The organism is Providencia sp. UF-183, from assembly GCF_058246155.1.
In genome coordinates, this window is record NZ_JBSICD010000017.1 from 16,475 (window position 1) to 37,625 (window position 21,151).

Annotated in this window: 16 protein-coding genes; 5 read left to right on the plus strand and 11 right to left on the minus strand. The window is 42.4% G+C overall.

Features of this window, described 5'->3' with window-relative positions:
- Positions 1–18: 18 nt before the first annotated feature.
- The 6 genes from AC4IFT_RS15470 to AC4IFT_RS15495 all read right to left on the minus strand — a co-directional run bounded on the left by AC4IFT_RS15470 (position 19) and on the right by AC4IFT_RS15495 (position 7,223).
- Positions 19–687 (minus strand): fimbrial biogenesis chaperone, encoded by a 669-nt coding sequence (locus tag AC4IFT_RS15470; RefSeq protein ID WP_490751778.1) that lies wholly within the window; start codon positions 685–687, stop codon positions 19–21.
- A gap of 57 nt (positions 688–744) precedes the next feature.
- A complete protein-coding gene (locus AC4IFT_RS15475) occupies positions 745–1,275 on the minus strand; it encodes a fimbrial protein (RefSeq protein WP_490751780.1) in 531 nt (176 codons plus the stop codon).
- A gap of 604 nt (positions 1,276–1,879) precedes the next feature.
- Complete coding sequence (gene glnG, locus AC4IFT_RS15480; RefSeq protein ID WP_490735362.1) at positions 1,880–3,346, minus strand: nitrogen regulation protein NR(I); 1,467 nt, start codon at positions 3,344–3,346, stop codon at positions 1,880–1,882.
- Positions 3,347–3,355: 9 nt separating this feature from the next.
- The gene (gene glnL / locus AC4IFT_RS15485; protein ID WP_490735360.1) at positions 3,356–4,405 is read right to left on the minus strand and encodes a nitrogen regulation protein NR(II); all 1,050 of its coding nucleotides are present in this window, start codon (positions 4,403–4,405) and stop codon (positions 3,356–3,358) included.
- A 155-nt stretch (positions 4,406–4,560) separates the two neighbouring features.
- Positions 4,561–5,970 carry a glutamate--ammonia ligase gene (glnA, locus tag AC4IFT_RS15490; RefSeq protein ID WP_219245394.1) on the minus strand — a complete coding sequence of 470 codons (1,410 nt, stop codon included), beginning with the start codon at positions 5,968–5,970 and terminating at the stop codon, positions 4,561–4,563.
- Positions 5,971–6,326: 356 nt separating this feature from the next.
- Positions 6,327–7,223 (minus strand): PadR family transcriptional regulator, encoded by an 897-nt coding sequence (locus tag AC4IFT_RS15495; RefSeq protein ID WP_490751782.1) that lies wholly within the window; start codon positions 7,221–7,223, stop codon positions 6,327–6,329.
- Positions 7,224–7,655: 432 nt separating this feature from the next.
- Here AC4IFT_RS15495 and typA point away from each other — a divergent pair, with 432 nt between their 5' ends.
- On the plus strand, positions 7,656–9,479 hold the full coding sequence (gene typA, locus AC4IFT_RS15500; RefSeq protein ID WP_490735356.1) for a ribosome-dependent GTPase TypA: 1,824 nt from the start codon (positions 7,656–7,658) through the stop codon (positions 9,477–9,479).
- A 91-nt stretch (positions 9,480–9,570) separates the two neighbouring features.
- On the opposite strand, the gene AC4IFT_RS15505 is transcribed toward typA, so the two are convergent.
- Positions 9,571–10,500 (minus strand): helix-turn-helix transcriptional regulator, encoded by a 930-nt coding sequence (locus AC4IFT_RS15505; RefSeq protein WP_490751784.1) that lies wholly within the window; start codon positions 10,498–10,500, stop codon positions 9,571–9,573.
- Positions 10,497–11,825: a HipA domain-containing protein gene (locus AC4IFT_RS15510; RefSeq protein WP_490751786.1), complete on the minus strand. Its 1,329-nt coding sequence runs from the start codon at positions 11,823–11,825 to the stop codon at positions 10,497–10,499. Before AC4IFT_RS15510 ends, AC4IFT_RS15505 begins: the two co-directional genes overlap by 4 nt.
- A 299-nt stretch (positions 11,826–12,124) precedes the next feature.
- Between AC4IFT_RS15510 and yihX the strand changes: the two genes are divergently transcribed.
- From yihX to fabY, 3 genes are all read left to right on the plus strand, one after another.
- Positions 12,125–12,739, plus strand: coding sequence for a glucose-1-phosphatase (gene yihX, locus AC4IFT_RS15515; protein ID WP_490735347.1), 615 nt, complete (start codon positions 12,125–12,127; stop codon positions 12,737–12,739).
- A 61-nt stretch (positions 12,740–12,800) separates the two neighbouring features.
- Positions 12,801–13,238 (plus strand): D-aminoacyl-tRNA deacylase, encoded by a 438-nt coding sequence (gene dtd / locus AC4IFT_RS15520; RefSeq protein ID WP_490751788.1) that lies wholly within the window; start codon positions 12,801–12,803, stop codon positions 13,236–13,238.
- 23 nt (positions 13,239–13,261) lie between these two features.
- Positions 13,262–14,176, plus strand: coding sequence for a fatty acid biosynthesis protein FabY (fabY, locus tag AC4IFT_RS15525; RefSeq protein WP_490751790.1), 915 nt, complete (start codon positions 13,262–13,264; stop codon positions 14,174–14,176).
- A 65-nt stretch (positions 14,177–14,241) separates the two neighbouring features.
- On the opposite strand, the gene AC4IFT_RS15530 is transcribed toward fabY, so the two are convergent.
- Entirely contained in the window at positions 14,242–16,014 is a 1,773-nt protein-coding gene (locus AC4IFT_RS15530; protein WP_490751791.1) for an AsmA family protein, read from the minus strand.
- Between the two features lie 111 nt (positions 16,015–16,125).
- Entirely contained in the window at positions 16,126–17,514 is a 1,389-nt protein-coding gene (locus AC4IFT_RS15535; RefSeq protein ID WP_273803913.1) for a uracil-xanthine permease family protein, read from the minus strand.
- A 236-nt stretch (positions 17,515–17,750) separates the two neighbouring features.
- Here AC4IFT_RS15535 and gltS point away from each other — a divergent pair, with 236 nt between their 5' ends.
- The gene (gltS, locus tag AC4IFT_RS15540) at positions 17,751–18,965 is read left to right on the plus strand and encodes a sodium/glutamate symporter (protein ID WP_206084875.1); all 1,215 of its coding nucleotides are present in this window, start codon (positions 17,751–17,753) and stop codon (positions 18,963–18,965) included.
- A 98-nt stretch (positions 18,966–19,063) separates the two neighbouring features.
- Here gltS and recG read toward each other — a convergent pair whose 3' ends face one another.
- Positions 19,064–21,145 carry an ATP-dependent DNA helicase RecG gene (recG, locus tag AC4IFT_RS15545; protein WP_490751793.1) on the minus strand — a complete coding sequence of 694 codons (2,082 nt, stop codon included), beginning with the start codon at positions 21,143–21,145 and terminating at the stop codon, positions 19,064–19,066.
- Between the last annotated feature and the right edge of the window lie 6 nt (positions 21,146–21,151).

Here is a 21,151-nt window from a genome sequence, read left to right on the forward strand (position 1 = left end):
AACCTAAAAATTTTTGGGCTATATTTTTGCTTCAGACGCCTCAGAGGCAGAGCCATAATCATTAATTACTTCCCATTTCACGGTACCGTGGGTGGCGCTATCCTTCAGCTCAAAAGTTGTACTGGATAATGGGGTAGCATAAGACACATCACTCACTTTTTTGCCATTAAAGGTAATGCTTTGGAAATTCATAAAATAGGGTGTTGGGTTATTCACCGTTAATTGGTTACCCGATTTAGACCATGTCAGCTTTTTTTGTTGTTCTTCAAAGTTCACGCCTTTAATTGCTGAGGGGCGGTAAATCAATTTCATTTGTGTTTTAAAGGCAATCTGCAACGAGTTTTCTGTGCGTTCGGTGGCAGGAATGGTTTTAATATTCAGCCAAAATAAAGACTCTTTATCTTTAGGTAAGGTGTTCGCGGTTAAAAAGATCCGCAATGCATTGGTTTTATCGGCATTTAGCCTAAATAATGGCGGTGTAATAGTAAAATCCGATTGTTTTTTCTCGTCGATACCATCAATCCACGATTGAATTAAATAGGGGATTTTATCGGGGTTTTCGACACTGATACTGACATCTTTATTCCCTTCATTATAAATAACGCGAGTGCCGCCAATAATGACGCCAGCGTTAGCTGTTTGCATAAATAAGAATAAAGACATAAAAAAACAAATTAAGCGTTTCATATTATCACCCAGTAATACAGGAATAAGGTTTAAGTCCGTTTAAACCTTAAATTCCAATTAGTTATAATTGATTGTGAACGTTGCTGTTGAATTTGCTTGACCGACACCGACCGTATCAGACATCGCAATATAGCGCGCCGTAAAATCCAAATTGTTGACTGTATTTTGTTTTAATGCATAAGCACTAGACTCAGCAAACAGTGGAACGGTTGCACCGGTTACATCTTGAATTTGAATACCGACATTTTTAGCGGTTGTATTTGCCGTAGGGTCAGTTAGCTGGAGCACATTGTTGTCTCCTGCGTAGCTAATAGCATCAAACTTAACGGTTGCACTTGTGACTGTTTGTGGGCAATTTTCTAATTTAATGGTGAATTTAGTCGCGGCAGCTGTACTTCCTGTACTTGGTAAAGTTGTTTTTGACACTTTACCTAAGTTCACTGTAAATACATCTGAGCCTGTTGCCAGTTCACATGCTTGATCTGTGATTTCACCGGTAAATTCGATAGTACCGTCAGCGGCTAATACATTATTAATAGCAAAAATAGACGACGTCGCAATTAACGTTGCGATAATATTCTTTTTCATTTATGACTCTCCAATAAAGATATTTTATTTGATGTTATTGAGGGGGGTAAATATCGCCTTTCTCAATTGGTATGTATTTTGTCGTTTATTTTTATAATAAACAATATGCGAGTAATTTAGGTTTAATTATTTTGTTTTTAATATTTACGGGAGGTTTGTTTGGTATTCACATTATGGGTTGGGTGGTTTTTAACTAAGTTTCTCAAAGTTCAATTTTTATGTTTTTTATTGTTAAGGCTGTAATGAAAATAAATATTAAATATTTAAACTAATTTTAAATTGATATTTACATTTTATATTTCACGCATAATGTGTTCGTGGGGGATTTAATAATTACGCTGAGCTAAATAAGATGAGTGGTTTTGTTGAAAGGAATCATTAATGTATTGCATTAAATTGAATATCTTATTTCAATGCTCAATATAAGGAATGAAGTTGGAGCTGGATTATCTAAAATAGAGGGTGTTTATTTGTTCTAATATGAAACCTTAATATAACTCGGCAATAACTTTAATTTTTAACTAATAAAAAGGCGTAGAGTTTTCCTCTACGCCTTTTTAAATAATCACCAAAATCAAGTGAAGTGACTTAATTTTATTGTGGTTTATTCAATGCCGAGTTCTTTTAATTTACGGGTTAGGGTATTTCGCCCCCAGCCTAATAGGCGAGCCGCCTCTTGTTTATGCCCATCAGTATGTTTCAGTGCGCAGTTAAGCAGAGTGCGCTCTAATAGTGGGACTGTTTGTGTTAATAAATCGTCTTTACCTGCGGATAACGCATGATCAGCCCACTTTTCCAATAATTCAAACCATTGTACATCTGAGTTGGTTTGATGCACTGGCAAAGTGACGGGTTCATTGGCTGTCGGTTTGCTGACTTCCGTTTTTTGTATCGGGTGCTCTTCCAATAAATCATCGGGCAAATCTTGCGGTAAAATTTCTTGGCTTGCCGCCATGACAGTCAGCCAGCGGCAGACGTTTTCCAATTGACGTACATTTCCTGACCAATAATAGCGTTGCAGAATTTTTTCACTATCTGGGTGCAATACCTTGCTTTCTACCCCTAACTCTTTTGCGGTATTTTGTAAAAAATAGTGTGCGAGGCGTGGGATGTCTTCCGTGCGTTCCCGCAATGGGGGGAGTTGCACTCGAATTACGTTTAATCGGTGAAATAAATCCTCACGGAATAAACCTTCTTTGACCCGTTTTTCAAGATCTTGGTGGGTAGCGGCAATAATTCGTACATCCACTTTTACAGGGGTATAGCCACCAATACGGTAAAATTGCCCCTCAGCAAGCACGCGCAATAACCGTGTTTGTACATCAAGGGGCATATCGCCAATTTCATCTAAAAATAATGAGCCGCGGTTGGCTTGTTCAAAGCGCCCTTGGCGAACTTGGGTTGCCCCCGTGAACGCCCCTTTTTCATGGCCAAAAAGTTCTGATTCGATGAGATCTTTTGGAATAGCCGCCATGTTCAAGGCAATAAAGGGCTCGTTAACTCGTGGGCTATGTTGGTGCAAAGCGTGAGCAACGAGCTCTTTCCCTGTGCCTGATTCACCGTTAATCAGTACGCTAATTGATGAGCGAGATAAACGGCCGATAATGCGGTATACCTCCTGCATTGCAGGTGCTTCACCAATCATGGTGGATGAAACAATCGGCGCTTTTTGCTTTGTTTCGCGTCCCGTATGGTTCTGTTCACGGCTATGATTTAACGCTCGTTCAACCAATGCCACGGTTTCATCGATATCAAACGGTTTAGGTAAGTAATCAAAGGCACCTGACTGATAGGCATTTACGGCAGCATCGAGGTCTGAGTGAGCCGTCATAATGATGATCGGTAAAAGGGGGTGTGATTGCTTAATGGTATTGAGTAGCTCAATACCATTGGTTCCGGGCATGCGAATATCGGATAACAAAACATCAGGGAGGGCGTTTTCCAATGCAGCAAGTACCGCATCAGCACTGTCAAAACAGGTGCAGACAAATTCTGCATTGTTGAGTGCCCGCTCTAGAACCCAGCGAATGGAACTGTCGTCATCTACGACCCAAATTTTTCCCTGTGACATGGTTATCCCCTATTTTTTGATGGGTAGATAAATAGAAAACTCAGTGTGCCCCGGCCAACTGGTAAACTCGATTTTCCCTGCGTGTTGATCCACTAAACTTCGCGCAATTGACAGGCCAAGTCCTGTCCCATCAGGTCGTCCACTTACCATTGGGTAGAAAAGCGTATCTTGAATAGCCAATGGAATACCTGGGCCGTTATCTTCGATATCAATACGCGCAGCTAACCGATAACGCTCTCCTTGTAACATGACTTGAAATGCGGTACGTGTGCGTAGCGTGATATGACCACCCGTATCGGCGAGGGCTTGCAGCGCGTTACGGGTGACGTTCAACAATACTTGCTCAATTTGGTCGGGGTAATATTCTAAATCGGGCAAACTCGGGTCATAGTCACGAGTCAATGTGACGTTATCGGGTTTTTCGAGGGAAACCAAGCGAGTGACATTTTCCATTATATGGTGGATGCTTTGCTGGGTTTTGGGCCCCGGATATTGCGGTCCCAGTAATCTATCGACTAAAGCCCTTAAACGGTCAGCTTGTTCGATTATAACTTGAGTATATTCATTTAGTTGCGGGTCAGGTAGTGCCTTAGACAACAATTGCGCAGCGCCTCGTAAACCGCCTAATGGGTTTTTGATTTCATGGGCGAGTCCACGAATAAGTTCACGTGCAGCAAGCTGTTGTGCATTTTGCACCAACTCTTGGCTAAGGCGCCGCTGGCTATCGAGTTGTGATAACTCGACTAAAATAAATTGTTCTGAAAATGGCTGTGCGCTGAAGGACATCACATGGGAATGGTTATTAAACACTAACGTGACTTCGTTTTCCGTAAAACTGTGGCCTTCTTTTAAGCTACTGAGCATCAATTCATCATTGAGCGAGCAATAGCTAAATAACAGTGGAAGAGGGGTTCCGTATAGTTTGCGCTGGCTTTGGGTTAGGATTTGCAATGCAGCATGATTGGCGTAATGGATAACCAAATCGTAATCCAAAATAAGCACGCTATTAATGAGGGAGTCGAGAATTTGTTCGGGTGCTGGCAAATGTTCGGTTTTCATGTAATGTTGCTCCTGCACTATTTTGGTGCATTATACCTGATAGACCAAACAACCGATATTTGATTTTGCCTCTTTGGTGCAGTAGAGAGAAAAGGCCCCATCAAAAGATGGGGCAAGTGCTTCACGGCAACAAAGACTATCAGTGGAACGGCGTGTTACACACTGTAGTACATTTCAAATTCGAGAGGGTGCGGTGCCATACGAACACGTTGGATGTCGGCACGAGTTAATTCAATGTATGCATCGATAGCGTCATTCGTAAACACACCACCACGGGTTAAGAACTCGCGATTTTTATCCAGCTCAGCCAGCGCTTCGTCTAAAGAACCTGCTACAGTCGGGATTTCTTTCGCTTCTTCTGGTGGTAAGTCATACAGGTTTTTGTCCATTGCATCACCTGGGTGAATCTTATTGATGATGCCATCAAGACCCGCCATTAACTGCGCAGCAAACGCCAAGTATGGGTTAGCCGCTGGGTCTGGGAAGCGCACTTCAATACGACGTGCTTTGGTGCTTGCAACCACAGGGATACGGATAGATGCAGAGCGGTTACGCGCTGAGTAAGCCAGCATAACGGGTGCTTCAAAGCCCGGAACTAAACGTTTGTATGAGTTAGTTGTTGGGTTAGTAAATGCGTTCAGTGCACGTGCGTGTTTAATGATACCGCCGATGTAGTACAGCGCCATTTCAGATAAACCGCCGTATTTGTCACCCGCAAACAGGTTCACGCCATCTTTTGATAAAGACATGTGGCAGTGCATACCTGAACCGTTATCACCTACTAATGGTTTCGGCATAAAGGTCGCTGTTTTGCCGTAGGCATGTGCAACGTTGTGAACGACATATTTATAAATCTGAGTTTCATCCGCTTTTTTGGTCATGGTATTAAAGCGGGTAGCGACTTCGTTTTGGCCTGCAGTTGCCACTTCATGGTGGTGAGCTTCAACAACTAAGCCCATCTCTTCCATTGTGGTACACATTGCAGAGCGCAGGTCTTGTGATGAGTCAACCGGTGGCACTGGGAAGTAACCGCCTTTAACTGCTGGACGGTGGCCTTTGTTGCCGCCTTCGTATTTTGTGCCTGTGTTCCATGCTGCTTCGATATCATCGATATGGTAGTAGCTGCCGTGCATGTTGTTACCAAAACGAATATCGTCAAAAACGAAGAATTCAGGTTCTGGGCCAAATAACACGATGTCAGCGATACCACTTGAACGCAGGAAATCTTCCGCACGTTTGGAAATGGAACGAGGGTCTCTGTCGTAACCTTGCATGGTACCCGGCTCTAAAATATCGCAACGGATAATTAAGGTCACATCAGCAAAGAATGGGTCTAACATTGCGGTAGATGCATCAGGCATCAGTACCATGTCAGATTCGTTGATGCCTTTCCAGCCACCAATTGATGAACCGTCGAACATCTGGCCTTCTTCAAAGAAGTCTTCGTCAACTTGGTGAGCAGGGATAGTGATATGTTGCTCTTTACCTTTAGTGTCGGTAAAACGCAGATCAATAAATCTTACATTGTGCTCTTTAATTAACGATAAAACATGTTCAGCGGACATTCTCGGCTCTCCTGGTCGGGTCTAATCAACAAATTGCATCATATTTTGCGTTTGTTGGTTTGTCTGGCGTGGCGGCGGTGATGAATCACATTAATACACGTTGCTCGCTCACTATGAATACTATAAGCGAAAAGCGTGCCAACTTTTAAAAGAAGAGTAAATACTGATTGTTACGAAGGAATGTCAATCGATTGAGTTAAAAACAGGTGTAATTTGCACTTTTATGGTGCAATATTGTAATGGTCTGCATTATTTTGGTGCATCTAAGCCAGGGGATAGAGAAAAAAGGCCAGCTTTGTGCTTAATAATAAGCCCAAAGCTGAATTGGCAGACATTATTTAACGCGCGAGGAGATGTTATTCATCATCACTGTTGGTTAATAATGTATTCACTTCTTCAATTTGTTTCACTGCATCATTAATGATGGAAGCAATTTGGCGCGTTTGTTCTTCATTCAGTTGCTTTAGAACCATTTTGTGGCGCAGCAGGGCTTTAAAACGGCTGACTGCCATTTCGATGTCTTCTGCTAAATTGCTACCTTGCTGCATATCACGTGCTTTTGCCAGCTTACGAGCAATTACCGCTTCCGTTTCTTTATTCTGCGCTAAGTGCGTAGCGCCTTCCGGCGTAATCGTAAAACTTTTGCGATTGCGCTCAACAATTTGAGACTCTAAAAAGCCTTGTTCTTCCAACAGTGTTAGTGTTGGATAAATAACACCCGGGCTTGGGACATAGAGGCCGTTTGAGGCTTCTTGAATGTCTTTAATAATTTCATAGCCATAGCTCGGTTTTTTCGCAACTAATGAAAGCACCATAATGTGAAGATCGCCATGGTCGAATAAACGACGCAGGCCTTTGCCTCTACCACGACCTTTTTGGCGTTCATTGCCGTGTCCATGACGGCCTTCACCGTGGCAGCGTTCGCCGTGCCCGTGTCCATGACGGCCTTCACCGTGGCAGCGTTCGCCGTGCCCGTGCCCATGACGGCCTTCGCCGTGGCAACACTCGCTGTGCCCGTGCCCATGACGGCCTTTGCCATGGCAACGTTCGCCGTGCCCATGCCCATGACGGTCATCACCGTAATAATGGTCATCGTGGCTGCGGCGTTCGCCTCCGTGGCAACATTCATCATGGCCATGACGACGTTCATTGTGACCGTGACGACTTTCGCCATGGCAACAGCCATCGTGGTGACCGCGCTGATTTTCGTCATGGCGCGCATAATATACATGACGACAAGATTTAATTAGCATATAGTTACTCCTTAGTTTGTAACTTTAGATATATCGAATTTATTTTATGGCTCTACTATATTTAGATATATCTAATCAGTCAATTTAGATATATCTAAATAACATAAAAAGACATTAAAAATGGCGGTTAAGAAAGAAAGTCTATTTTTTGTTCTTTTTTTGGGCTGCTAATATTAAGTTTTTAGCGTATTATTCTGTCACTTCGTGGTTTCGCAGAGATGATGCTCATTATTTTATGAGGGAATCTGGCACTGTTACGCAACTGAATGTTTTTTCGTTAAAAACTTTTTATACAGTGATGGGTTTCACATTTATTCCACTTGTGCGGAAAAACGTGTAAAATAACAGCAAATTAACGTAGAAAGTATGTTTGGGTAATTAGAATACCGCAAAAAACATATTCCTTTCCTGTCAATTAAACGGTAAAAATCCTTGTCAATTCAAAACTTAAGAAACATCGCCATCATCGCTCACGTTGACCATGGCAAGACAACACTGGTTGGTAAATTATTGCAACAGTCAGGTACGTTCGGCGAACGTGAAACTGTCGATGAGCGTGTTATGGACTCCAACGACTTGGAGAAAGAGCGCGGTATTACCATTCTTGCTAAAAATACGGCAATCCAATGGAATGGTTATCACATCAATATCGTAGACACCCCAGGCCACGCCGATTTCGGTGGTGAGGTTGAGCGCGTAATGTCTATGGTTGACTGCGTTCTGCTGGTTGTTGATGCGATGGATGGCCCAATGCCACAAACACGTTTCGTAACGCAAAAAGCGTTCGACCACGGTTTACGTCCAATTGTTGTTATTAATAAAGTTGACCGCCCAGGCGCACGTCCTGATTGGGTTGTTGACCAAGTATTCGACTTATTCGTGAACTTAGGTGCAACGGATGAGCAACTCGATTTCCCTATCGTTTACGCATCTGCATTAAACGGTATCGCAGGTCTTGACCACACTGAAATGGCTGAAGATATGACTCCGCTGTACGAAGCTATCGTAGAGCACGTCGCGCCACCAGCCGTTGATGTCGATGGTCCTTTCCAAATGCAAGTTTCGCAGTTGGATTACAACAGCTACTTAGGCGTTATCGGTATCGGCCGTATTAAACGCGGTGTAGTTAAACCTAACCAACAAGTGACTGTTATCGATAGCGAAGGTAAAACTCGCAACGGTAAAATCGGTAAAGTATTAACGCACTTAGGTTTAGAGCGTATCGATTCACAACAAGCTGAAGCGGGCGATATCGTTGCACTGACAGGTTTGGGTGAACTGAACATTTCTGACACTATCTGCCAAGTGGGTAGCGTTGAAGCATTGCCTGCGTTAGCAGTTGATGAGCCAACAGTTAGCATGTTCTATTGTGTTAACACCTCACCATTCTGCGGTAAAGAAGGTAAATTCGTGACTTCACGTCAAATCCTTGACCGCCTGAATAAAGAACTGGTTCACAACGTTGCATTGCGTGTTGAAGAAACTCAAGACCCAGACGCATTCCGTGTATCAGGTCGTGGTGAGCTGCACTTATCTGTTCTGATCGAAAACATGCGTCGTGAAGGCTTCGAGCTGGCTGTATCTCGTCCAAAAGTTATCATTCGTGAAATCGATGGTCGTAAACAAGAGCCGTTCGAACAAGTGACTTTAGACGTTGAAGAACAAAACCAAGGTGATGTGATGAAAGCGTTAGGTGAGCGTAAAGGCGACCTGCGTGACATGATGCCAGACGGTAAAGGCCGTGTGCGTCTTGACTACATCATCCCAAGCCGTGGTCTGATTGGCTTCCGTACTGAGTTCATGACAATGACTTCAGGTACTGGCTTACTGTACTCAACATTCAGCCATTACGACGATGTTCGCCCAGGCGAAATCGGTGGTCGTCAAAACGGTGTTCTGATCTCTAACGGTCAAGGTAAAGCAGTTGCTTACGCACTGTACAGCCTGCAAGATCGCGGTAAACTGTTCTTAGGTCACGGTGCTGAAGTGTATGAAGGCCAAATCATCGGTATTCACTCACGTTCTAACGACTTAACCGTTAACTGCTTAACCGGTAAAAAACTGACTAACATGCGTGCGTCAGGTACCGATGAAGCAACAACACTGTCACCACCAATTAAAATGACTCTGGAACAAGCGCTTGAGTTTATTGATGATGACGAATTAGTTGAAGTGACTCCGCAGTCTATCCGTCTGCGTAAACGTCACCTGACTGAGAACGATCGCCGTCGTGCAAGCCGTTCTAAAGATGACTAATTTTTAAATAATGAGGCACCGATTAGTGGTGCCTCAAGATAAAAATTATTCGCAATAAAAGCTAATCTAGAACCTATCTAGGTTGGCTTTTTTATTGGTTTATTCTATTTTTAAACTGTTCGAGAAGATCATTTGACGTTGGTAATAGTGTTAATCTGAGGTTGAACGGTTTCATTATGGCACTGAGTGAGTCCGCAGATAAATTACCTCGGTCATTTTCTATCTCAGAAATAGTTTTTCGTGAAATACCAACAAGTTTACCAAACTGTTCTTGATTAATTTTTAATATATTAACTCTGAGTTTTTTTATTGTATTACCGATAGAAATTTTGTTTAGAAAAAGCGCCGTTAAAATATCAAGCATTTGGCTTTCATTTTCATCTAACCTAATTGTATTCTGCTGAGAAACAGTCATTCCGTCAGTATTTTTATGTGAAAACCGCTGCGTATAAATAGAATTTTTTTCTTGATTTAACTGAGCGATTTCCAGTTCTAATCGGTTAGAATGGTGATTAAGCTCATCGTATTTTGACGTTGATTCTTTTAATTTATTCTCTAAATCAAAGCTATGATTTTGTTCATGAGTCAGTCTGCTTTCTAAGTTTGATTCTATTAATCGAAATTCATTTAAACTATGAAATAAAGCTAACCTTTCGCTATGTAAAGATTTTTCTTGTTCAATGGAGATTGCAGATTGAGAGTTATGGGTAGAGCTCTCATTGATGGCCTGTGTGATTTTTTCTATTTTACTGTGAGTAATAGATTTTTCATGCATTATTTTCTGTAATTCTCTTAGTATTTCTCTTATGCGTGATTCGTTTGTATCCTTTTGTTTTTGAATAAGAAATATGTTTTTTTTGTAATTTTCTAATTGGTTTTTTATTAAAGATAAATTGTGCTGAAGCAGCGAGATATTATTTTCTAAATAATTTATTTTTTTATCTAAATTAATATTATTTTTTAATTCTTGTGATTTTATTCGTTCAATATCATTAAACATTTCGAGTCTTTTATCTTTCATAGTAGACCCCATTTTGCTAATTTCTCAGGGATAAAATCAAAACCAAATGTATTCATATTAATGATGCGCTCAGGAACGCCTCGATTACTTAACCGCTCTTTAAGACCGACTAATTTTGTCGCAGTCGTTTTTATATTTTCAATAATCATATTGGTATCGGCCAGATCGGAAAATGATTCTATAATACCAATATAATCAAAATCTCCACCTTGCTCATATTGAGCTGACCATTTTGCTGTACGAGGTATGCCTTCAGGGTCAGCTTTCATTGGGGCAAAATCATAAATGGGTGCAAATTTTATTTGGTTATTGAATAGCATAAAGGCAGTATTACGGCCATGATTATCACTATTACCAAAAATAACATTCAGCAAATCTCTATTTATCCATTCCGTTATAAATTCTTCTCGGGTAAATAGAGGTTCAATGTGGCTAGTTTCAAAAATCTGAAGTAAGTCCCTGATCATTTTTTCATTATGCAAACTCGCACCAGGCCCCATATTTAAAATGGAATAGACAGATTGCACAGAAGGTTTGTAGGTTATACCGTTTGAATGCAGTATATCAAATCGAGGTAGCCATAAAGAGGGTATCTGGTTGCTATTCTCAATGAGTTTCATTGTCGCGGTTTCGATGGTTTCAAAACCGAGGGATTCTAATTCATGGTAATAATGGTATTCCGTTCGCAGGATATCACAGTCATCATTACTGCGTTTTCCTCTTGGATATTTCACTAAATAAGCAAGGTCGTTTGGCCTATATGAATAATCTTGATAATAGTCTATCCAGATATGGTCATCATCTGCATAACGAAGTAACAGTTTAGGGGCTTCCCCTCCGGCTCCAGTTGCTCCGCCAGCAACACCACCTTTTTCATTGGCATAATCTAAAAAATCTGAAGACCTTTCAGCAACATCACTTAATTTAAAAAATATTTCTTTATTTTCCAGCTGATTATCAATAGATTCCTGAACGCGTAAATTACCAATTGGTGCAACAGTTGCATATTTAAGTAAGATAAAGTTTTGAGCTTTATAGCTTAAACTTCTTATATCAAGATGTTGTACCCAAAAACGACGACTTGCTCCACTGGGAATGAGGTCATCTAAAAAGTAGTTGTCTTTTGCAGGATCATAAGGAAACAGTTGGATTGGATAATTTATTGATACAGCGTGGTTATCACATAAATCTAAATTATCTAAAGCATAATCAAAATTGTAATTAACTCGTGATAGTTCATAGCTATTTGAAAATTCAATAGATGCGATATCTATCCAATTTTGATTGATATAGGCTTCAATGGTTATTTTGTCTAAATCATCCACAAGACTTTCTCCCAAAAATGCTGGAATACCTCGATTGAGTAGTATATGGCTCAAGCGAAAGCTGATCAAGCTTCATTGAGTATAATATTACTCGATTGGTTGGTTGGAAATAGATATCTCCATCTTTAAACTAAAAAATCAGAGTAGCACACTCAAAGTGTGAGCTAGAAATGTTCAAGTAATTCAACTTTGCTCAATCGATAAATTGACAAAATAACGTGAATTATCACCAATTAGGGCTGTTCAGTTGGACGAATAATGATTAAAGTAAATTTAGTGAATAACAAAGAGGAAAATTTATGCTGTATATCTTCGATATGGGTAATGTGATTATTGATATCGACTTTAATCGTGTGTTTGATAAATGGTCTGAACTGAGCGGGACGCCAAGTGAAGAAATCAAATCACGGTTTACTTTTGGCAATATCTTTCAATTACATGAGTGTGGGAAAATTTCAGATATAGAGTTTGCAGAGCTGCTTTGTGAAGAAATGGGGATCACGCTGAGCTTTGAAGATTTCGCTGAAGGCTGGCACGCTATTTTTATTTCGTTAAGACCGGAAGTGATTGATATTATGGAGCGCCTGCGTGAGCAAGGCCACCGTGTTGTCGTCTTATCGAATACCAATCGTCTACATTTAGACTACTGGCCAGAACACTACCCAGAAATTGCAGCATCCTCCGATTTTCTCTATTTATCCCAAGATTTAGGTATGCGTAAGCCGGACCCTGAAATCTTCAAATATGTTCTGCAATCTGAAGAGTTTGACGCGGCAGATGCGGTTTTCTTCGATGATGTAGAGGAAAATGTCAAGGCAGCGCAAGCCCTAGGTATCCGTGCTGTTCATGTTGTGGATAAAGATACCGTTCCTGAATATTTCCGTACTTACGATTTTAGTGCTGAAGTTGAATAACATTTGATATTGATGATGGAGCAACGGTTAACGTTGCTCCATCTTTTTGTGCAGAGTAATCATGATTGCATTAATCCAGAGAGTCACTCACGCGAGTGTTGTTGTTGATGAAAAAACAGTTGGGCAAATAGACTCCGGTTTATTGGTTCTGCTTGGCGTCGAAAAAGACGATGACGAGCAAAAAGCTAAACGCTTATGTGAAAAGGTACTGGGCTACCGTATTTTCAGTGATGAACAAGGGAAAATGAACCTGAATGTTCAGCAAGCGGGAGGCAGTTTACTGGTTGTTTCACAATTCACGTTAGCGGCGGACACCAAAAAAGGCATGAGACCCAGTTTTTCTGGGGGAGCAGAGCCTGAAAAAGCTGACAAGTTGTACCAATATTTTGTGGAACAAAGCCGTCAGCAGGGTGTCATGACCCAAACAGGGCAATTTGCTGCGGATATGCAAGTGAGCTTAACCAATGACGGCCCTGTGACCTTCTGGCTGCAAGTGTGATTCCATTTTTAAAGGGGGAGCCGATGTACCATTTACGTACACCGAAAGATGAAATTGAATTTGCGACTTACTACCACTTTCGTTGGGAAATGTTGCGAAAACCCTTCAACCAACCCCTTGGTTCTGAAAAAGACGGTTATGATTTAACGGCTCATCACCAAATGGTGGTGGATGATAAAAACCGTATTTTGGCGATTGGCCGTTTATATATTAATGCTGATAACGAAGGTGCAATTCGCTTCCTCGCCGTAAACCCTGTCATGCAAGGCAAAGGGCTGGGTAAGCTGATTATTATGGCGCTGGAGTCTGTTGCTCGGCAAGAAGGCGTAAAACGTATTGTTTCCAGTGTACGCGAAGAAGCCGTTCCTTTCTTTAACAAAATGGGGTTTGAAAATAGGGGACAAGTTGCAGGGCAGCTTAAAACACCTGTTCGCCACTATTTGATGATCAAGCCGATTGAAACCCTAGACCAAATTCTGCATCGCCCTGACTGGTGTGGTGAGTTACAGCAAGCGTGGTATAAATACATTCCGTTAAGCGAAAAAATGGGTGTTCGCATTGAACAATACACAGGCACCCGTTTTATTACGACGATGCCAGAAGCCGGCAACCAAAATCCTCATGAGACTATTTTTGCAGGTAGCCAGTTTTCCCTTGCCACATTAACAGGCTGGGGGTTGATTTGGCTGTTAATGCAAGAGCATCAACTTGGTGGCGACATTGTGTTAGTGGATGCCAACATCCGCTATGGTAAACCCGTTAGTGGTAGGCCAACAGCGATTGCAGATTTAGCGAATATGAGTGGTGACCTCGATCGCTTAGCGCGGGGCAGTAAAGCACGCGTAAAACTGAAAGTTGAAGTGAGCAACCCAGACAACCAAGTTGGTGCAGTATTCAGTGGGGTGTATATGGTGTTGCCAGTCGAAAAAACAAAGTAGAACATATTATTGTCGGTTGAATAATATGAAGAGGCAGGTCATGTGACCTGCCTTTTACTTGTTCACTATTGTGTTATTAAAGCTGGAACTTGTGGTGTTGCATCTTGTGGCACTGGCGTTGTTTCCATATTTGGTATGCCTTCTTGTGTTTCCACCGAAGAAGTTACAACCCCTTTTACTACCGTGCGATATAAGCGCTTACCTTGAAGTGGCATCGCCATCAGTTCGCCATTTAAACTTTTGGCGACGGAAGGTGCAAGAAAATCGCCCTGTAGTGTTGCATCAAAATCCCCGACAACTTGTGCTGGGAAACCTGACCATCCCCATTGGTTTAAATCGATTAAATCAATGTTAGTCCCAGAGGCCCGCAATAAAAACGGCACTTTTTTCGGTTCTTGTTTCACCAATACGCCAATTTTACTGATCCCTCTGTCAGTACTGACTGTCAAACTCGCTGCTGCAGAAGATTTCCCGCTTTGACGTACTTCTAAGAATGGGCGGCGAACTAAAACTTGGTTAATTGTGCCGCTATCGGCATTGAATGTCGCTTTGCCGCTCCAAACACCCCACTGCTTTTGCTTAATGAGGTCAACATCTTCAATATTGGCGCTTAATGCTGTGAATTCGAACGGGAACTCTGGCTGGATATTCATTAATAAAGATTGAGTGACAGTAAATTTTTTGATGGATAAGCCAGACAGCCAAGATGGCGCGGGCTCAGCAAAAAAGGTCAGCCATGTTTCTGGCAAGGTATATAAAATGCCACCTAATTTACCTTCATTAATGGTAAGAAGTTGGTCATTACGTTGCCAAGCACCACTTAAATTAAATACGCCTTTGTTGTAGTAGCCTGATAATTTATTGATGTTGAGTTTGTCTCCATCAATATTTAGGTCACCAATTAGTGTACTAAGTTGCTGATCTTTGATGACCAACTGGTCAACGTTAAAGCTGATTTTACTTTTAGGGCTTGTCCAACTGCCTCTGACCAAACTGAGTTGATCGATTTGTGTACTCAGCCCTGAAAGCGCCCAGTCTTTTCCTTGAATATCAATATTGGTTAATTCAAGATTTTTGATTTGAATGGTTCTATCACTATTAATCGCATCAAATAATGTATCGAAATCAACATTGTTTTCCCAGCCAACCTTATTCATTGCCAAGGAATCAATGGTTATTGCCCCATCAGTAAACACTTTTCCTTCACCCACAATATAACCGTTATTCAGGTAGGCACTTGCTTTGCTGATTTCAGTGACTTGCTCTTGCAATTTTCCAGTCAGCGCGACATTTTTAAATGGTAATTCATTAATTTTTAACTGGTTAGCGGTAAACCGAAAATCACCATAGCCAAACGGGTGATTAACTGTTGGTTTCCATGGCGTGATCCCACCAGTAAAGCCCGTGGCGGAAATGGTTTCATCACCTTGTTTAAGGGTTAATTGGCTATTTTCAAATTGCAGAATACTCGCCGAAATAGGCAGTGGTGTTGATTCAGGGGATACGGTGGTGGAAAGCTCACCTTGTGTGATGACGAAGCGGTGAATTGCTGTGCCGCTGAAGATATTGCGCCAATTCACATCAACCACGATTTGGCGTGCATCTAAGGACAAATCTTTGTTTTGTGACGCTAATTTAACATCTTGGAAGATGAATTCCCCGGGATTGGAAAATTCATGGCCCATAATCCCTACATGGATATCGTAGTCAGTAAATTTGCTAAGGAATTGGCTCGAATAGGAAGCGCCCCAGCGCGTTTGTAATCCTATGTAGGCGGCGATAAACAATAGCAGCAGTAGCAAGAATGCGTAGGTAACAAATTTAATTAACCATTTCACAGCTAACTGCTCCTCAAATTTGCGGGGGAATGCGTTTAATATCGCGACAATTTAAGGATAGCATACAGAAGAACCGCCAGAATATTCAACTCTAGCGGTTTAGATAAAAGATTATTTTTCGAGTGGGAAAACTAAATTCAGCACAATTGCCGTTAATCCGCCTGCGGCAATACCAGAAGAGAATAAGGTTTTCAGCCAATCAGGGGCAAATTGCAGAATTAACGGCTGTTGTGAAACGCCCATGCCAACGGCAAGGGACAGCGCGATAATCATAATCGCTCGGCGGTTGAGTGGCTCACGGGAAACAATACGCACGCCAGATGCTGCAATGGTACCAAACATCACAATAGTTGCACCGCCAAGAACAGGCTCAGGGATTTGCTGTACAAACCCAGCAACAGCAGGGAATAGCCCCAGCAAAACAAGCATTAATGCGACGATATAACCCACATAGCGGCTAGCCACACCCGTTAACTGAATAACCCCGTTGTTCTGACCAAAACAGGAATTAGGGAAAGTATTAAATACGGCAGAAACCATTGAGTTTAAGCCATTTGCTAATACACCGCCCTTAATGCGTTTCATATAAAGTGGGCCGCGGACAGGTTGCTCTGAAACGTCAGAGGTTGCGGTAATATCACCAATGGTTTCCAAAGAGGTCACCATAAAGATTAAAATCAGTGGGACTAACAGGTTCCAGTCAAATGACAGCCCGTAATAAAAAGGCTCCGGAACAGTAATAAAGGATTGGTTTGGCTCAGTCGGCTGCGCATTTGGCAACATATCCATCCACCACGCTGCAAGGTAGCCCACAGCCATTGCAATCACCAAAGAGGCAACGCGCAAATACGGGTTTTTTTGGCGATTGAGTAAAATAATGACCGCAAGAACGATGCCCGCCAAAATTAAATAGTCGGGGGAACCGAAGGTGTTATCACTAATTGCGCTATAGCCACCGCCAATGGAGGTTAGCCCGACTTGGATCAGCGATAACCCAATAATCATCACGACCACACCAGACACCAGCGGGGTAATGACGCGACGTGCTAAATGCAAGAAGCGAGATAAAATGACTTCAGTGAGTGCAGCGACTAATAATGTACCAAATAGTGCTGCCATCATGGATGGAATATCCGCCCCGCCTTGCTTGAGTGCAACACCGCCCATGATTAAAGGTGCAACAAAGTTGAAACTGGTTCCTTGAATAGATAACAACCCTGAACCAATCGGCCCCCATGCTCTGATTTGAATTAAAGAGGCAACACCAGAGGCAAATAAAGACATGCTAATAATGCGTTGGGTATCGTGTGCAGGCAAGCCGAGGGCTTGGCAAATCAGCATGGCGGGGGTGATAACAGCAACAAACATCGCGAGGAGATGCTGCCCAGCCGCAAACAGGGCTTGGGGAAGCGGTGGCCTGTCTTCTAATTTATAGATGAGCTCGCTCTGGGTATTTATGGTTGATTCTGTATTTTGTTTTTCAGACGTTGCTGTATTCATTGCCTTCATTTCCCACCAACAAAAAACGCATTGTAAAGCGATCAAATTAAAAAGCAATCGTTTGCGCAAAATAAATATTGTAAATAGTTAAACTAAGTTCATCACATTTTTATATCTTTTAACTTGTATTTATAACAGTTTTTTTTTCTAATCTGTTCACCTGTTTTTGGCGTTTTAAGGAAGATATTAACGTCTTACTAATATTTTATAATTTTAACAACAGACGAGGTACGTAAATGTATCATCTTGATGTCTACGGGACTTTGGTAGCAGCAACACTAGTACTATTGCTTGGGCGGAAACTCGTTAAAACCGTTCCTTTTTTAGAAAAATATACAATTCCAGAGCCTGTTGCAGGCGGATTGTTAGTTGCTTTTAGTCTACTTTTGCTGAAGCAAATGTTTGACTGGAGCTTATCTTTCGACTTATCACTGCAAGAACCGATGATGTTGGCTTTCTTTGCCACCATTGGTTTAAATGCCAACCTAGCGAGTTTGAAAGCAGGTGGTAAAGCCCTGTTTATCTTTATTTTTGTGGTTGTCGGCTTATTACTTGTTCAGAATACAGTGGGGATCGCCCTCGCTAAATTGCTGGGACTAGACCCATTAATGGGGTTACTTGCTGGTTCAATCACGCTGTCTGGTGGTCATGGTACAGGCGCAGCATGGGGAAAAATTTTCTCCGAGAGCTATGGTTTTAAAAGTGCAACCGAAGTTGCAATGGCCTGTGCAACATTTGGATTGGTCTTAGGTGGGTTGATTGGTGGCCCTGTTGCACGTTTCCTAACGCGAAATATCCCTACGCCAGGTACCTTAGAAGACGATAAAGACGTACCCACCGCGTTTGAAAAGCCACAGTCAGGTCGTATGATAAGCTCAATGGTGCTCATTGAAACTATCGCTTTAATCGCAATTTGTTTACTGGTCGGTAGCTACCTTTCGGGTTTATTAGCGGAAACAGTTTTCGCTTTACCAAAATTTGTGTGTGTTCTTTTTGTTGGTGTGATCCTCAGTAATGGCTTATCCATACTGGGTTTTTATCGGGTATTTGACCGTGCAGTTTCCGTATTAGGTAACGTCAGTTTATCGCTGTTTTTAGCCATGGCATTAATGAGCTTAAAATTATGGGAATTAGCATCATTAGCAATTCCAATGATTGTCATTCTTGCGGTACAAGCGTGCGTAATGGCAGGATATGCGATTTTTGTCACCTTCCGAGTGATGGGTAAAAACTACGATGCTGCTATTTTAGCGGCGGGGCATTGTGGTTTTGGTTTAGGTGCGACACCAACGGCGATTGCCAACATGCAAGCCGTAACGGATAGATTGGGACCATCCCACTTAGCATTCTTAGTTGTGCCAATGGTTGGTGCATTCTTTATTGATATCGTGAATGCTATTGTCATCAAATTGTATTTAATGTTACCCGTTTTCCCGACGATTGCGGGATAATTTATATTCTAATCATTGATAGTAAAACAGGTATTGCCGTGAATAAATTCACGGCAATTTTCGTTTAAAGGGAAGTGTTCAGAGGTTTGATTATGGGCTTAAGCATGCCCATATTGTTCACGCTCAGGTAGCCAACGTTCAATAATTTGTTGTGCATTCTCAGGGTATTGCTGTTGAATATGGCGGGCGATCCGTTGCACTTCTGGCAACATATATTGGTCACGAAGTAAGTCTGCCACTTTAAATTCCGCATTACCTGTTTGCCTTGTGCCTAATAACTCCCCCGGCCCACGAATTTCTAAGTCCTTCTGGGCGATGACGAACCCATCATTGCTATCACGTAACACTTGTAGGCGCTGTTTTGCAGTATGTGTGAGAGGTGTTTTGTACAACAGTACGCAGTGAGAAGCAATCGCGCCACGACCTACGCGGCCTCTTAACTGGTGAAGTTGAGCAAGACCTAAACGTTCAGGGTTATCGATAATCATTAGACTGGCATTCGGGACATCAACCCCAACCTCAATCACGGTTGTTGCGACAAGTAGCTGAATTTCATTATTTTTGAATGCCGCCATAATGCTTTGCTTTTCCGCAGGCTTCATTCGCCCGTGGACTAAACCCACTTTAAGTTCAGGGAGTGCAAGCGCCAATTCTTCACTGGTTACCTGAGCCGCTTGCGCTTCTAATAGCTCGGAATCTTCGATAAGCGTACATACCCAATAGGCTTGGCGACCTTCATCAATACAGGCTTGGCGTACACGTTCGATAATATCATTACGTCGTGTATCCGGGATGGCGACGGTCGTTACGGGCGTTCGTCCCGGCGGGAGTTCATCAATCACCGAAGTATCTAAGTCCGCATAGGCTGTCATCGCCAATGTACGTGGGATTGGCGTAGCGGTCATAATGAGTTGATGAGGGTGGAACCCTTGTTGTTCACCTTTTTCACGCAGAGCGAGGCGCTGGTGAACACCAAAACGGTGTTGTTCATCAATGATAACCAGCCCAAGAGCATTAAACTTCACTTGCTCCTGAAAAATGGCATGTGTACCAACCACCATCGAAACGTCGCCGTTTGCAATAGCTTCTTGCTGTTGTTCCCGTGCTTTGCCCTTTTGTTTGCCTGCAAGCCAGCCGACTTTGATGCCTAATGGCTCGAGCCATTGTTTGAAGGTGTTAGCATGTTGTTCCGCTAAAATTTCAGTCGGTGCCATTAAGGCGACTTGTTTACCATTCTCGATAGCACAGACTGCGGCTAGTGCAGCGACAAGGGTTTTCCCCGATCCCACATCCCCTTGGATTAGGCGCATCATTGGTGCATCTTTCGCAAGATCAGCTTCAATTTCCCCCACCACACGGTTCTGTGCATTGGTCGGTGAGAAAGGCAGCTGTGCGAGTAACTGTGCTTTTAGTTTACCGCTAGAGGTGAGCCGCTGTGCATACAAACGTTCGTTACCTGCTCGGATCGCCAACATGCTTAAGTGGTGAGCTAATAATTCTTCAAGTACCAAACGTTTCTGCGCGGGGTGATGGCCTTTTTCTAGCTCACTGAGTGCCACATTCGGTGGTGGATTATGAAGAAGCCGTATTGCATCAGGCAGGCTTATCATGCCACGACTCAGCTCTTCAGGAAGTAACTCTTTAATCTTTCCGTTATCAAGCATGGTCAGAGCTTGATCCATGACTTTACGTAACGTGGCTTGGCGAACGCCTTCAGTTGTAGGGTAAACTGGCGTAAGGTTTTCTTGTAATGCGATGTTGCCCGTATCTTGGGAGACTTTATATTCAGGGTGAATAATTTCAGGGCCTGTATTACCTCTGCGAATTTCACCATAGGCGGTAACTTGCCGGCCTTCTGCTAAGTTGTTTTTCATCGCAGCAGAGAAATTAAAAAAGCGCAATGTTAAGTTGCCAGTGCCATCAGTTATGAGGCAGGTCATCATGCGCTTTCGGCCAAAAACCACTTTTGTTTGGAGTACTTCACCAGTAATGGTGGCAGTTGTTCCAGGTAGAAGGTCTTTGATTTGGTACAAACGGGTATGGTCTTCGTAGCGCAGAGGAAAATGAAGAAGTAGGTCTTGAACGGTGTTCAAACCGATTTTACGCATTTTTTCTGACTGGCTAGCACCAATTCCATGTAGAGAAGTCAGTGAAATGGTATCAAGTAACCCATTATTCATGTTCTT

Bases quoted from the DNA above. Each gene is read 5' to 3' on its own strand.
- yihX (WP_490735347.1), top strand. From the start codon at position 12,125: ATGCTGTATATCTTCGATATGGGTAATGTGATTATTGATATCGACTTT.
- glnG (WP_490735362.1), bottom strand. From the start codon at position 3,346: ATGTCACAGGGAAAAATTTGGGTCGTAGATGACGACAGTTCCATTCGC.
- dtd (WP_490751788.1), top strand. From the start codon at position 12,801: ATGATTGCATTAATCCAGAGAGTCACTCACGCGAGTGTTGTTGTTGAT.
- AC4IFT_RS15470 (WP_490751778.1), bottom strand. From the start codon at position 687: ATGAAACGCTTAATTTGTTTTTTTATGTCTTTATTCTTATTTATGCAA.
- AC4IFT_RS15535 (WP_273803913.1), bottom strand. From the start codon at position 17,514: ATGAATACAGCAACGTCTGAAAAACAAAATACAGAATCAACCATAAAT.
- glnA (WP_219245394.1), bottom strand. From the start codon at position 5,970: ATGTCCGCTGAACATGTTTTATCGTTAATTAAAGAGCACAATGTAAGA.
- glnL (WP_490735360.1), bottom strand. From the start codon at position 4,405: ATGAAAACCGAACATTTGCCAGCACCCGAACAAATTCTCGACTCCCTC.
- AC4IFT_RS15495 (WP_490751782.1), bottom strand. From the start codon at position 7,223: ATGCTAATTAAATCTTGTCGTCATGTATATTATGCGCGCCATGACGAA.
- recG (WP_490751793.1), bottom strand. From the start codon at position 21,145: ATGAATAATGGGTTACTTGATACCATTTCACTGACTTCTCTACATGGA.
- gltS (WP_206084875.1), top strand. From the start codon at position 17,751: ATGTATCATCTTGATGTCTACGGGACTTTGGTAGCAGCAACACTAGTA.
- fabY (WP_490751790.1), top strand. From the start codon at position 13,262: ATGTACCATTTACGTACACCGAAAGATGAAATTGAATTTGCGACTTAC.
- AC4IFT_RS15505 (WP_490751784.1), bottom strand. From the start codon at position 10,500: ATGAAAGATAAAAGACTCGAAATGTTTAATGATATTGAACGAATAAAA.
- AC4IFT_RS15475 (WP_490751780.1), bottom strand. From the start codon at position 1,275: ATGAAAAAGAATATTATCGCAACGTTAATTGCGACGTCGTCTATTTTT.